Raw genomic sequence first — 12,370 nt, forward strand, 5'->3', positions numbered from 1 at the left:
CTATCCCGCAGCTCTGAAAAGCTCGGAGCAGACCGTCATCGCTCCCTTCCAGCCGACTAAATCAACAAAATCTGCCATAAAGTGATCTTCCCGGAAGCTGCGCTCGCCAGCAGTAGGATCGCGCTATTTTTTGAACGCAAATCCCGTGGGGAGTCACTACCCTTCGCTCACGAACCGAATGAAGTTGCGCAGTTCTGTCAACCTGCACGCTACCTCAGTGACCTGCTCATCGAGCCCAAGAATCCAAGCAAAATCTTTTCGGTCAGGAGCTTGGTGGAGGGCTTCAACCATGGAAGCATACGTCTCAAGAACTTCAGGGCTGCCCGCATATCTCTCGCTCACGAGTTCATCACACTGGCGCCGCAGGGCTCCGGCGACCTCATAGAGGTCGAGCTCGGGATGGTACTGCACGCCCCAGAACACTCCCGGTCCAAAGCGAATCTCAACCGCTTGCACTTCCGTCACGGTGTTGAAGGCCAGTAAGGTCCCTCCTTCCGGCAGCGTCTCAACCTCGTCGGAGTGGAACGCCGGCGCGTCGAACGAGGCGGGCCTCCCCGCAAGAAGCGGATGTCGATGCCCTGCTTCCGTCAGCGTGATGCGGCGGGCGAAGCCAGCTTCCCGCCCTCTGCGGGTAGGGCGAACCGCTCCGCCGGCCGCCACCGTGGCGACCTGCAAGCCTGCACAGGAGCCAAAGGAAGGGACACCCGCCTCGAACACGGCTCGCATTAGGTCAACCTCGCGGCGTGTCTCGGGCGTGTCCTGGTAGAGGTGAAGCGGCGAGCCGGTCACGAACACCGCATCATAACTCTGAAGCTCTGCTCGATCGGGTAATGATGCGCCTCTATCCGCAGGCTTCACCCGATGGCAGACAGCTCCAGGTGCGAGAAAGCGCAAGGTATCGATGTAAGTTTCGCCGGAGCTGCGTCCCACGCTCTCACGACGGATTTCACGGGCTTTCAGCGGCTCACTCTCCGCAACGAGGAAGCGCAACTGGTCTGGCAAATGGAGGTTTCCGGAAGGAGGAGCCGAAGCGGCAGGGAGGACGAAACATCCCAGCCCTTCCTCTGGTTCCCGCTGGCTATCCCTAGGTCAGACGCCGTCCGGGCGCCGGACCATAGGTCGCCGGGCAAGTAGCGCCTCCGCTCCTACAGGAGCGGGGTTCCGCCCGTCACGGCGTAGATGCCACCTGTCATGTAGCTGCCCTGATCTGAGGCAAGCAGAACATAGATGCCTGCCAGCTCCTTAGGCTGGCCGGCACGGCCGAGGGGCGTATCCTGACCGAAGCTCTTCACCTTCTCGTCCGGCATAGTGGAAGGGATCAGCGGCGTCCAGATCGGCCCGGGCGCCACTGCATTCACCCGGATGCCCTTGCTGCCCAGCATCTGAGCCAGGCCCGCCGTGAAGTTGGAGACGGCGCCCTTGGTTGAGGCATAAGCCAAGAGCATGGGGCTGGGCTTGTCCGACTGGATGGAAGTCGTGTTGATGATAGATGATCCCGGCCGCATGTGGGGCACCGCGGCCTTGGCCAAGTGGAACATGGCCTCAATGTTGGTACGAAACGTATAGCTCCATTCCTCGTCTGGGATGTCCTCCAGGTTCTCGTACGTGCGCTGGAAAGCGGCGTTATTCACCAGGATGTCGATGCGACCGAACTCGCTCACCGCCCGGTCGATGATACTGCGACAATGCGCAGCCTCGGCGATGTCGCCCGGCACGAGCACACAGCGGCGTCCCGCCGCCTCAACGTGGCGGGTGGTCTCGCGGGCATCCTCGTCCTCCTGCTCGTTGAGGTAGCTAATCAGGAGGTCCGCACCCTCGCGGGCATAGGCAATCGCCACCGCTCGCCCGATGCCGCTGTCGCCTCCGGTGATCACCGCCACCCGCCCCGTGAGCTTGCCGCTCCCCCGGTAGCTCGTCTCACCATGATCGGCCTGGGGTGTCATCTCGGCTTCGGTGCCAGGCGGCTTGATGTGTTCCTGGTCGGACTGGCTCATGCGGGGGGCTCCTGCTCGCGAGAACCCATCAATCACCGGCAACATAGGAAGTTCCCCTACGGCCAGGATTGGTTGGCAAGCTTGAACTACAGCCTCACGATCAATCTTGTCCCCTGTCAGCCTCCTCCTGTATTCTCTCATCGTAGCGTTCGGGCAAGTCTGTGTACGAACCCCTTGAGGGTTGTTCAAACCCCAGATCAGCCCGCCGATCGCTGCGCCATACGAACAACGGCGTCCGCAACCGCATCCGGATCCAGGTGGTGGATCATGTGCCCGAGACCGGGAAGACTGATGAACTCGCTGCTGGGCAGCTCCCGGTTCAGACGTGCGGATTGGCGGCCCACGTCCGCAATCTGATCGTCGGCGCCGACGATGATTGTGACCGGTATCGTCAGCTCCCGATAATGCCGCTCCAGTTCCATGACGCTCGGATTCATGAGCGCCGCGTCCTCCGCAGCCGCGCGGAGCTGCGACGGCCGCAGCATCAGCGCCTTTGGGAACAGACGGTTGAAGCGCTCCGGCACCTCAGCGGGCTGGAACACCCGCTTGACCATGCCCGGGAGCATCGCTCGAGCGATGAGTGGCGAGATGGTATACCGCATGGCATCGCCAATCACCGGAATCGCGGGCGGCGAGAGCAGAAAGGTGTCAGCCCGAAGGGTCGGATAGTAGTAGCCTGAGCCAAGGACGAGGCCACGGACGAGTGGCGGTGCCTCCAAAGCGAGGGCGACTGCCACCAGGGTGCCCCAGGAGTGCCCGTAGACCGTCGCCCTCTCGACCCCGAGCTGCTCCAAAGCCTTTCGGAAGAGCCCAGCATGGGCACGCGGTGTCCAGAGCTGGCGTGGCCGTGCGCTGTAACCATAGCCGGGCCGGTCGAAGGCGATCACGCGATAGCGCTCCGCCAGTCGGTCGAGGAGGCCGCTCACGGTGAAGTCCTGGATCATCGTTCCATTGCCATGGATCAGCACGATCGGCTCGCCCTCGCCACGCTCGACGTAATGCAGGCGCACTCCATCAACGGTGAGGAAACGCCCGATGGGCCTGTACCGGCGCTCAGCGTCCTGGGTCTGCTTCCGGGTATAGAGAGCCGCCGCGCCGAGAGCAGCGGCAGAGCCTGCCAGAATCGGAACGAGCCAGCGCCAGTGAGTTGAATGAGGAGCTTGGCTGGGGCGGGACGTCAGGGCCGACTTGACTGCCGTCGTTCCATGGCGCCGGGCATCTGCCTGTCGTAGGTGGGCCGAAGAACGAGCTGCTCGGGCTGGATTGCGCGGACTCGTATCGGCTCTCGTCTCCATGCGGGACATGCGCGCTCTCCATGTGGGCTGATGGGAGGGAACGCTTGAGAAAGGAAGTGGTTGCTGCACCGCACAACGAACAGGCAGCCAGGCTTATCGAAAAGCTCCCGCGCGTCATGCACTGATGATCACCTGTGCTTTAGGAACGTCTGTATTCCCCGCCTGAGCAGACAGTCTGGCCAGCTTCTCAGATGTGCCAATTTGAGACCTTAACCCCGTCTAACAGTCCGTCACTTCCCCTGGATCATGGTCCGGATCCGAGTCGTCAGCGCCTCGACCGCGAACGGCTTGGTAATCATCTCCATCCCGGGATCGAGGAAGCCGCTCGCTAGCGTGGCGTTCTCAGCGTAGCCCGTGATGAATAGCACCTTCAAATCGGGCCGTGTCTCCCGCGCATGATCCGCGAGTTGTCGCCCGTTCAGGCCAGGCAGCCCCACGTCGGTTACAAGAAGGTCGATGCGCTTGCGTGATTGCAGGATCCTGAGGCCGGACAGACCATCAGCAGCCTCGAGCGCTTGGTAGCCGAGATCCTGGAGCACCTCGACGATCAATTCGCGGATCACGGGCTCGTCCTCGACGACGAGCACCGTCTCGCCCGCCTCCGCCCGCGGGACCTCGGTGACATCCTCACCCGGCAGTTCGACCTCGGTGGGACCGAGATAGCGCGGCAGGTAGATCTTCATTGTGGTGCCTTGGCCTACCTTCGAGTAGATCCTGAGATGGCCCTCCGACTGCTTGGCAAAACCGTACACCATCGACAGCCCTAGCCCAGTGCCCTGGCCCAGGGGTTTGGTCGTGAAAAACGGCTCGAAGGCCCGTGCGATCACATCCGGCGGCATGCCAGTCCCAGTATCCGTGACTCCGATCGCCACGTACGGCCCAGGCGCCACGTCGCGCTGTACCGCCTCACAAGCGTTGTCGAGATGCGCATTCGCCGTCTCGATGGTGAGCTTGCCGCCATCCGGCATCGCGTCGCGGGCATTGATGGCAAGGTTGAGGATGGCGCTCTCAAGCTGGTTGGGGTCGCACAGGGTCGTCCAGAGATCGCCAGCGGTTACGATCTCCAAGGCGTGTAGTGGGCCAATAGTCCGCCGCAGCAGGTCCTCCATGGAGACGACAAGCTGGTTGGCGTTAACTGGCTTTGGATCGAGCGGCTGGCGGCGCGAGAAGGCGAGCAAACGATGAGTAAGTGCGGCGGCACGCTGAGCCGAGCTCATCGCCGCTTTGGCATAGCGCTCAATGTTATTTGTCTGGCCCTGTGCCATGCGGGTCTGCATGAGATCGAGCGAGCCGACGATACCGGCGAGAAGGTTGTTGAAGTCGTGGGCAATGCCGCCGGTGAGTTGCCCGACAGCTTCCATCTTCTGAGCCTGACGCAACTGCTCCTCGGCCTGCATCAGCTCGCTTGTGCGTTCCTCAACCCGCTCCTCCAGCGTTTGGTTCAGGTAACGCAGCGCCGCCTCGGCCGCTCGCCGCTCGTTCACGTCTCGTAGGATGGCCGTAACATACACACGCGCCTCGCTCCGCCAGCGGGAAGCAGAGACCTCCAGAAAGCTCACGGACCCATCCTTGCGCCGGGCTGTGATCTCCACAGGCCGATGCAGCACGTCCTCTATCAGGAGTGAGTCCCAAAGCGCGCCCCAAGGTTCGGGCGCGTCCAGGAGAATGGCCATATCCAACCCGACCAGTTCCTGGGGTGCGTAGCCGAACTCCCGTACGGCCGCTGGGTTGGCAAGCTGGATCAAACCTTGTGCATCCAGGGTCAGGATCGCGTCGGGCGCGCTGTTCACGACGGCATCGTAGCGTGCGTTCTGCCGCGCACGCAGGACCTGTTCGCGCCGCACCGCCATCGTGATATCGAGGATCTGGACCACACATCCGGAATGGGGTGCTGGTCCCAGGGGCCGCACGGAGACGTTGTGGATGAGCTCCTGGCGGGATCGAGTCCACAGAGGGAAAAGAACAGGATTTAGAGAATGAGTGAGAAGACGCGATGCGCCTGATCCCTGCGCGTCCGAGATCGCCGAGGTGAGGCTGGTGGGGAGCGTTCCCCGGAATAGGTCTTCCAGCTGTTTCCCGACAGCATCCTGAGCGGAGATGCCGGTGGCCGAGACCAGCCACGCATTCCAGACGTGCACGCGCCTGTCGCCGTCCAGAACGATGAGGCCGGTGTCCAGGGCATCCAGGACCCCCAACGATTGTTGAACATCGCGCTGGTTCATCTGATCAGGTGGCCGCCTCGCCCGTTGCCCGTTCAATGAATTCGTTGAGCAGTTCCTTGAGCACGGTCAGGGAGGGCAAGTCCATCAGCATGGCGATGTAGCCGTTGATGTCGCGCTGGCGGACGGTGAAATTGATGTGGAGGAACATCACCACCTCACTGGCTTCGGGCGGCGGCGCCAGGTTGAAGAACTCCGGCCCATTACCCCGCAGGATCTCCGGCAGGGACATCCTTAGGCTGCGCCGCAGCATGTTGGCGATGGTGCCCATGCAGCCATTCAGGAGAATGTTGCCGGTCTCGGCGAGAGCCTCTTGCTCAAGCTCGATGATGTCCTCGAGCGGCAGGTCCCCGCCTGTCACCGCCCTGACGAGTTCAAGGCTCTTGGTTTGGGGGAAGATGAGCAGGGCGCGGCCCGTGATATCGCCCTCGAAAACCTGATGAACCGCGACGAGCTGGCTATCTCCGCTCTTGCCAAGGATCTCGATGGCACGGGCGCGGCTGAGCAGGTCAACCGAAGGCACAGACAGATGAACCTGCTCACCGACCATCTCGCGAAGGCTGAAGGCGGCACGGCTGACACCGATGTTCACGAGTTCCGTCAGAGCATCGAGCTCCAATTCGTTGAGCACTTCCGAGATCGTTGACACCGTCATATCAAACCTCGGCCGTGATGTGTTACAGGGTGTTTCGAGACTAGCACTTGTTACGCCGCGTTCGAGCGCAGGCGCAGGGCTGCTCCGGAAATGAATCCTCTCAATCCGTCTTCCGTCAAAGGCTTGCTCACGAAAGTGGCGTTCACCTCGCGCGCCTGGGCAATCACCTCGTCCTGGATGTTGGCTGTGATGACCGCGATCGGCATAGTCGGGAAGCTGGAACGGATCTCTGTGGCTAATTCGAGCCCATCCTTTTCCGGCATATTGAAGTCGATCATAGCTACGTCGATCTTGCGCTCGCCTAGGATGGTGAGGGCTTCTTGAGCATTGCTGGCCTCGACTCTGTCCCATTCAGGCTGGAGGGCAGCCAGAGCCTTGGCAGCGACGATACGCGCAAGCTTGCTATCGTCGACGATCAGAACCGTTGTCACCACTCAGGTACTCCGCTGGGGATAGGCTGGCCGGGTCAACCGGATCACGAGGAGGGGAAGGCCGTAAGTCTCTTTTAGACTATGTAGGGAGAATAACAACGTTTTAGCCGCCCTGGGACTTGGATTCGAGAGAGCTTTCTCCCATCACGGTTGGGAGGACCCAGTCTCGAATGAAAGCGTCCCTGACCGTTCCCTGGATCGCCGGCCGCATAGCTAACAGAACCTGGAGAACGGCAGCGTGGAGATGCTCGGCACCTGTCAGATCGACCATCCGCCCGCTGTCGGCCTGGAGCCAGCGGAGTAGCGGCTCCGCGTCCTCGACGCGGCAGGCCCCTTCCATGATGATGACATTGACATCCAGCCGCACGCTCATCCGACCAGCTCCGGGATATCGAGAATCATGAGGACGCTGCCGTCACCGAGCAAGGTTGTCCCCATCACGCCAGGCATGCCCGCGAGAATGCCGGTCATAGGCCGCATTAAAACGTCCATCCGCTCGGCAAATCCATCCACCGCAACCCCGACCACATCGTCACCGGCCGCCATTACCACGACTTTCAGGCGCTGAGGGGCCTCCACTGGGGGCCGTACCCTTAAGAGATCGACAAGCCTCACTAGAGGAAGCGTCCTTTCACGCCAGACGAACGCCTCCGCGTCTCGAACGGGAAGGACTCGCGAGACCGGCACGAAAGCAGTCTCGATGATCCCGTCGAGAGGGATGCCATAGAGCTCGCGGCCCAGCCGGACTGCCATGACCTTCGTCATGACAATGGTCAACGGAAGGGACAGGCGGATCGTCGTGCCCTGACCGGGCAGGCTTCGAACGCTGGCCTGCCCGCCCAGGCGCTCCACCGCGGAGCGTACCGCGTCCATGCCGACCCCTCGGCCCGATAGATCGGTCACCTCCGAGGCGGTCGAGAAGCCCGGGGCAAAGATCAGGTCGACAGCGTCCGCATCGTTCATACGATCAAGGTGATCGGCTGAGACGATCCCGCGCTGGTGCACCGCCTCGCGGATCGCCGCCGGATCAATGCCGCGTCCGTCGTCCTCGACTTCGACCGTGACGCGGTCGCCATCGCGATAAGCCCTGAGCACGATCCTGGTTTTTGAGGGTTTACCGGCCTCCAGACGGAGAGGCTCCGGTTCGGCACCATGGCCGACGGCATTGCGCAGGATGTGCAGCAGAGGCTCAAACAAGCCTTCCACTACGGCCTTGTCGGCCTCGACCTCCTCTCCTTCCATGGAGAAGTCGATGGCCCTGTCCAGTTGACCTGCCAGATCGCGTACAGCCCTGGGAAAGCGCCGGAAGATGTCCCGCATGGGCATCATGCGAACATCCATCACGGCCCCATGCAGTTCGGCCACGAGGCGGTCAATGGCGGCCTGACTCGCAAGCAGACCCTGCGAAACATGCTTCCGGTCCAGCCCGTCGTTGAATTGTCCCGCCAGATGCGCCAGCGCGTTTTTGGCGATGACCAATTCACCGACGAGATCCGCCAGCCGGTCGATCCGCGAGGCGTCGACGCGCAGGATCCGTGCGCCCGGGACACCGGCGGCTCCCATCGCGACACCGGCGCCTCCATTGGCGAGCGCCATACCGGAAGCCTGCTCCTGGGCAGCTCCGATGGTCTCGTGAAGGGTCACCTGATCCGGCACAAATCGGAAGACGGCCTTGACCCTATCAAGTTCAGCACCGGAGAGCGCTTCGATCCTCAGGTTACAGGAGAAGGGATCGATCTCAGCCGCAGGCGGCCACGGGTCCCGGGCCGAGAGGCGAACGGCCACGAGATCAGGAACCGAGCGCAGGAGCGCCATCGGGTCGTCGCCGGCAAAAAAGCAATCGGCGCGCGGCGTGTACCGGATCGCCACCAGAGGGCGATGCTGCGCCCTCGGGGTTGCCTGATCACGGCCCTGGGCTATCAGCTCCTCGATCCAGCCAAGATCGGCCTGGGGGACCGGATTTGCGGCTTGTGCAGGTTCCTCATCGAGCTGGGAGCGCAGAGCCCGCGCCAGACGATAGCCTTCCTCCGCTGCGTCCGGCGGCAGCTTCCCTGTCTGCTCGATCGCGGCAACCCAGCGCTCCGCCTGAGCAATGCAGGCGAGCAAGCTGTCGATCACATGGCTGTCGATGCCGGCCCGCTTATCCTTAAGAGCGCCCAGCAGATCCTCGGCGGCATGCAGGGTAATTCCCATAGGGGCGAAGTCGAAGAGGCCGACCGATCCCTTGAGGGTGTGGACGGCGCGAAAGGCGCTGTCCATGGGCACAGCCGCCTGAGGGTTGCGCTCCAGGGCCAGGAGATCGTCCGTCGCCTGCTGGATCAGCTCGTGGGCTTCGATGATGAAATGCCGGAGAAGATCATCCATCGCGCTCGCTCCCAGACCGTTGATAGACGATCGCATCCTCGAACCGGCGAAGGTCGAAACGCTTCGAGATCCGGGTCATCGACTCGGTATGGCCGAGACAGATATATCCTCCTGGATGCAGGGACTTGTAGAGATTGTCGACCGCGAGTAGGCGGGAGGAATCGTTGAAATAGATGAGAACGTTGCGGCAGAAGATGACGTCGAACAGTCCCTGCGCCGCAACGGAAGCAGGATCGACGAGATTGGCCGATGTGAACTTCACCGATTCCCGCAAATCCTGGATTAGCCTGCGCTGCCCATCGTGAGACGGTTCGAAATAGCGCTCGACCACGTCGGAAGGCAATCGCGAAAGAGCACGTTCGCCATAGTCTCCCGCATGAGCATCCAATAGGACCTGTGTGTCGATATCCGAGCCGACGATCTCGATGTGATAGGCATCGACCAGCGGCCAATTCTCGAGCAGCCAGATGGCGATGGAATAGGGCTCCTCACCCGTCGAGCACGGCACTGACCAGATCCGCACAAGATCGCCGGGCTTCCGGCCCTGCACGATCGCGGGCAGGATCGAGCGGCTCAGGCATCGGAGCTGATGCTCCTCACGGTAGAAGTAGGTCTCGTTCACCGTGAAGATATTGATCAGCTGCTCCACTTCGCGGCGGTCGGCTTCGACATGCGCGAAATAGGCGTTGAACGTCCGCATCCCCGTCGCAGACATCCGGTCGGTGACGCGCCTTTCGATGTAGTACCGCTTGGCTTCACCGAAAATCATGCCGGTACGATGGTGGAGGAACACGCCGAGGCGTCGGATCTCGTCGGCCGTGAGCGCCTGGGCCTTGCGCGGCCTACTCATGAACGCTCCACCATGTCCATGATCCGGTCGGCAATCTGCTCCAGGGGTGCGACGACCTGCGCGCCGCCGCGTCGAACCAGTTCGCCGGGCATGCCCCACACGACGGCGCTCTCTTCCGCCTCAGCGATGGTGCGGCCACCCTGCGCTTTCAGCCGCGCCATAGCCTCGGCTCCATCGCTGCCCATTCCTGTCATCAGAACACCGAGCAAGCGCTCGGGGGAGAAATGCTGCATGGCGCTGTCCACCAGCCGATCGACGCTCGGATGCCAACGGTGCTCCGGCAGCGAGGGAGCGGCCAGCACCACAGGACCGTCCGGCCGAACGCTGACAATGACGTCGGCATCGCCCTTGCCGATATAGACATGGCCGGGCGCAAGGGGGATCGGCAGGGCTGCCTCTGTCACGTTGAGGGCGCACAGCTTGTCGAGCCTGCGAGCCAATGGACCAGTGAACGAGCCGGGCATATGCTGTGCCACGACGATCGGCCACGGAAAGTCGGCCGGCAGCCGAGACAGCACCGCATCGAGCGCCGGAGGGCCTCCAGTGGAGACCCCGATCAGCACGAGACCATGAGTCGGCACAGCCTTGATCCGTCGCCTCGGGACCGGGGCCGGGGCCGGCGCGCGCCGGAGTGGTGCCTGAGCAGAGGGTGTCTGTCCCAAGCCGCTGCGCAGTCGCACCCGCTCCGCCAGTCTGAGGCTGCTGGGCAGGCGGGCCCGGGAAGCCGCGCGCACCGTCTCTACGAGTCTGGGGGCAAGCGTCTCCATTTCCAGCGAAATGGCTCGGTCAGGCTTCGTGATGAAATCGACGGCTCCGAGTTCGAAGGCTTCGAGGGTCACGCTCGCGCCTGCCTCCGTGAGAGAGGAGATCATCACAACCGGACATGGGCGCTCGAGCATGATCCTGTCGAGACAGGCAAGACCACCCATCTCGGGCATGTGCACATCGAGGGTGATTACGTGCGGCTTGAATGCCTGCAACTGCTCCAGTGCCTCGACACCGTTGCGTGCAAAGGCAATCTCGAAATCTCCTTCGGCGGTGAACACCCCGCCGAGGAGACGTCGCATCAATGGAGAATCGTCGACGATGAGCAGCCGGATCACGAAGCGGGCCGCTCCGGATCGCCCATGGCTGCGAGCAGATCCTTCTCCGCCTTGTCCAGCAACTTGCGTGGATCAAGCAGGAGAACCATCCTTCCCTCGACCTCGATATTGGCGATGCGGTCTATGACCTGGCTCCCGTCTGCGGCCAATTCGGGCGTCGGGCGAAGCTGATTTTGAGGAAGACTCAGAACCTCCGACACGGCATCGACGACGAAGCCGGCCTGCATTTGGTCAATCCTGACCACAACAATGCGTTCCCGCCGCCGTTCTCCCTGCCTCTCAAACTTGAAGCGTCGCCGCTGATCGATCACGGGAACGACTTGGCCCCGCAGGCTCATGACGCCCTCGATGAAAGCAGGAGCCTTAGGGACCCGGGTCAGCGTGTCGGGCACACGCACCACTTCATCGACGGCTCCGATGGGCAGCCCGTATTCCTCGCCGCCGAGTTGAAATACGATGAACTGCTCGTCGCCCGATGAAGGGCCATCCGCTATGCCCATGTCGTGGTTATTTCCCGTTTGCGATATGATCTGTTCGAACAGCGCCTGATCGCTGAACAGGTGATCCGTCGACAGCAGCGAGACCAGCCTCCGTCCACCTTCGAGACGACAGATGCCCTGGATCTGAGCCTCTGCATTCCCCCGTGTCAGGATGGCCGGCACAGGATCGATGGAGCTGGCGGGGAGGCGAAGGATTTCCTTCATACCGTCGATGGCAAGCCCCACGAGCCCTTGGCCGAACCGCGCCACCACCACGCGGGAGCGGCCACCGCCCTGCCCGCCGGCCCGGAGCCCGAGGAGCGCGCGCAGGGAGACCAATGGCAGCAGCTGCCCGCGCAGGGATGTCACGCCTAGCATGACGGAGTCCGTCTGCGGAACGACAGCGACACCATCCGGCAGGGCCACCACCTCGCGAACGGCGGTGAGGGGCAGGGCGAAATCCTGCCCGGCCACGGCGAAGCACACCAGCGCAACCTGGTTTTGCTCCGCAGACGTTTGATACTGCCCGTTAGTTGCAACCTCCACTTGCCGAAGCTGAGCCCGGCGGGTGAAGCTGCCGAAGTCTTTGGCCAGCAGCGCATCCAGATCGATCACCCGCGCAGGCTTGCCCATGCCATCATCGGCAGTCGAGTCTGGGGAAGCGACGCCCGCTTCTCCCAGCGAGGTCACCTTGTCGATCATGAGACCGACCGGGGTGCCACGGTCGATCACCACGACGCGCGCGTTCGACGAGGGGCCAACCTTCCCTCCGAGAAGGCGATGCAGCGACACCACGGGCATCACCGCACCTCGCAGGTTGGCCACTCCGAGCAGGCTCGAGGGCCCGAGGGGGACGCGGGTCACGGCCGGGGGACGGATCACTTCGGCCACATCGGATGCCGGGAGGGCGAAGCGCTCATCGCCGACCTGAACGGTCAGAAACGACTGGGCGACAGCCGCAGAGGCCGCCTCGGTCATGG

General features: G+C 62.7%; 11 protein-coding genes. All 11 read right to left on the reverse strand.

Features of this window, described 5'->3' with window-relative positions:
* Window positions 1-156: 156 nt before the first annotated feature.
* Window positions 157-1,002, reverse strand: a complete 846-nt coding sequence (locus I2H36_RS18415) for a type 1 glutamine amidotransferase (protein ID WP_196265363.1) — start codon at window positions 1,000-1,002, stop codon at window positions 157-159.
* 143 nt (window positions 1,003-1,145) lie between these two features.
* Window positions 1,146-1,994 (reverse strand): SDR family oxidoreductase, encoded by an 849-nt coding sequence (locus I2H36_RS18420; protein ID WP_196265364.1) that lies wholly within the window; start codon window positions 1,992-1,994, stop codon window positions 1,146-1,148.
* Window positions 1,995-2,191: 197 nt separating this feature from the next.
* Complete coding sequence (locus tag I2H36_RS18425; RefSeq protein ID WP_246718900.1) at window positions 2,192-3,298, reverse strand: alpha/beta fold hydrolase; 1,107 nt, start codon at window positions 3,296-3,298, stop codon at window positions 2,192-2,194.
* Window positions 3,299-3,519: 221 nt separating this feature from the next.
* Window positions 3,520-5,511 (reverse strand): hybrid sensor histidine kinase/response regulator, encoded by a 1,992-nt coding sequence (locus I2H36_RS18430; protein WP_196265365.1) that lies wholly within the window; start codon window positions 5,509-5,511, stop codon window positions 3,520-3,522.
* Window positions 5,512-5,515: 4 nt separating this feature from the next.
* On the reverse strand, window positions 5,516-6,163 hold the full coding sequence (locus I2H36_RS18435) for a chemotaxis protein CheX (RefSeq protein WP_196265366.1): 648 nt from the start codon (window positions 6,161-6,163) through the stop codon (window positions 5,516-5,518).
* Window positions 6,164-6,213: 50 nt separating this feature from the next.
* A complete protein-coding gene (locus tag I2H36_RS18440) occupies window positions 6,214-6,597 on the reverse strand; it encodes a response regulator (protein WP_196265367.1) in 384 nt (127 codons plus the stop codon).
* Window positions 6,598-6,697: 100 nt separating this feature from the next.
* Complete coding sequence (locus I2H36_RS18445; RefSeq protein ID WP_196265368.1) at window positions 6,698-6,967, reverse strand: hypothetical protein; 270 nt, start codon at window positions 6,965-6,967, stop codon at window positions 6,698-6,700.
* Window positions 6,964-8,958, reverse strand: a complete 1,995-nt coding sequence (locus I2H36_RS18450; RefSeq protein ID WP_196265369.1) for a chemotaxis protein CheA — start codon at window positions 8,956-8,958, stop codon at window positions 6,964-6,966. Before I2H36_RS18450 ends, I2H36_RS18445 begins: the two co-directional genes overlap by 4 nt.
* Window positions 8,951-9,808: a CheR family methyltransferase gene (locus I2H36_RS18455; RefSeq protein WP_196265370.1), complete on the reverse strand. Its 858-nt coding sequence runs from the start codon at window positions 9,806-9,808 to the stop codon at window positions 8,951-8,953. Before I2H36_RS18455 ends, I2H36_RS18450 begins: the two co-directional genes overlap by 8 nt.
* The gene (gene cheB, locus I2H36_RS18460) at window positions 9,805-10,911 is read right to left on the reverse strand and encodes a chemotaxis-specific protein-glutamate methyltransferase CheB (protein ID WP_196265371.1); all 1,107 of its coding nucleotides are present in this window, start codon (window positions 10,909-10,911) and stop codon (window positions 9,805-9,807) included. Before cheB ends, I2H36_RS18455 begins: the two co-directional genes overlap by 4 nt.
* The gene (locus tag I2H36_RS18465; protein WP_196265372.1) at window positions 10,908-12,368 is read right to left on the reverse strand and encodes a chemotaxis protein CheW; all 1,461 of its coding nucleotides are present in this window, start codon (window positions 12,366-12,368) and stop codon (window positions 10,908-10,910) included. Before I2H36_RS18465 ends, cheB begins: the two co-directional genes overlap by 4 nt.
* Window positions 12,369-12,370: the final 2 nt, after the last annotated feature.

Source organism: Microvirga terrestris (assembly GCF_015694425.1).
Taxonomy (GTDB): Bacteria; Pseudomonadota; Alphaproteobacteria; order Rhizobiales; family Beijerinckiaceae; genus Microvirga; species Microvirga terrestris.

What these genes read in the sequence shown, in the direction of transcription:
- I2H36_RS18420 (WP_196265364.1), bottom strand. Translation starts at nt 1,994, where the DNA reads ATGAGCCAGTCCGACCAGGAACACATCAAGCCGCCTGGCACCGAAGCC.
- I2H36_RS18430 (WP_196265365.1), bottom strand. Translation starts at nt 5,511, where the DNA reads ATGAACCAGCGCGATGTTCAACAATCGTTGGGGGTCCTGGATGCCCTG.
- I2H36_RS18455 (WP_196265370.1), bottom strand. Translation starts at nt 9,808, where the DNA reads ATGAGTAGGCCGCGCAAGGCCCAGGCGCTCACGGCCGACGAGATCCGA.
- I2H36_RS18465 (WP_196265372.1), bottom strand. Translation starts at nt 12,368, where the DNA reads ATGACCGAGGCGGCCTCTGCGGCTGTCGCCCAGTCGTTTCTGACCGTT.
- I2H36_RS18445 (WP_196265368.1), bottom strand. Translation starts at nt 6,967, where the DNA reads ATGAGCGTGCGGCTGGATGTCAATGTCATCATCATGGAAGGGGCCTGC.
- I2H36_RS18450 (WP_196265369.1), bottom strand. Translation starts at nt 8,958, where the DNA reads ATGGATGATCTTCTCCGGCATTTCATCATCGAAGCCCACGAGCTGATC.
- I2H36_RS18425 (WP_246718900.1), bottom strand. Translation starts at nt 3,298, where the DNA reads ATGTCCCGCATGGAGACGAGAGCCGATACGAGTCCGCGCAATCCAGCC.
- I2H36_RS18435 (WP_196265366.1), bottom strand. Translation starts at nt 6,163, where the DNA reads ATGACGGTGTCAACGATCTCGGAAGTGCTCAACGAATTGGAGCTCGAT.